The organism is Sphingobacterium shayense (assembly GCF_013179575.1).
Classification (GTDB): domain Bacteria; phylum Bacteroidota; class Bacteroidia; order Sphingobacteriales; family Sphingobacteriaceae; genus Sphingobacterium; species Sphingobacterium shayense.
Genome location: NZ_JABMCQ010000346.1, coordinates 1 through 752 on the forward strand (window position 1 = coordinate 1; position 752 = coordinate 752).

The 752-nt window shown below is 50.3% G+C and carries 1 rRNA gene; it reads right to left on the minus strand.

Annotated elements, in window-relative coordinates:
• A 16S ribosomal RNA gene (locus tag HP439_RS19275) occupies nt 1-752 on the minus strand; the annotation flags it as partial.

The window sequence follows — 752 nt, forward strand, 5'->3', positions numbered from 1 at the left end:
GTATATCGCTAACATCGAGTTATCATCGTTTAGGGCGTGGACTACCAGGGTATCTAATCCTGTTTGATCCCCACGCTTTCGTGCATCAGCGTCAATAATCGTTTAGACAGCTGCCTTCGCAATCGGTGTTCTGAGACATATCTATGCATTTCACCGCTACTTGTCTCATTCCGCCATCTTCAGCGATATTCAAGCCCATCAGTATCAAGAGCACTGCGACAGTTGAGCTGCCGTATTTCACTCCTGACTTAACAGGCCGCCTACGCACCCTTTAAACCCAATAAATCCGGATAACGCTCGGATCCTCCGTATTACCGCGGCTGCTGGCACGGAGTTAGCCGATCCTTATTCTTCTAGTACATTCAGCTCGGTACACGTACCAAGGGTTATTCCTAGACAAAAGCAGTTTACAACCCGTAGGGCAGTCATCCTGCACGCGGCATGGCTGGTTCAGAGTTGCCTCCATTGACCAATATTCCTTACTGCTGCCTCCCGTAGGAGTCTGGTCCGTGTCTCAGTACCAGTGTGGGGGATTCTCCTCTCAGAGCCCCTAGACATCGTAGCCTTGGTGAGCCGTTACCTCTCCAACTAGCTAATGTCACGCGAGCCCATCCATATCCTATAAATATTTGATTACCAAATGATGCCATCCGGTAATGTTATGCGGTGTTAATCCGGATTTCTCCGGGCTATCCCCCTGATATGGGTAGGTTGCTCACGCGTTACGCACCCGTGCGCCACTCTCATTCAGC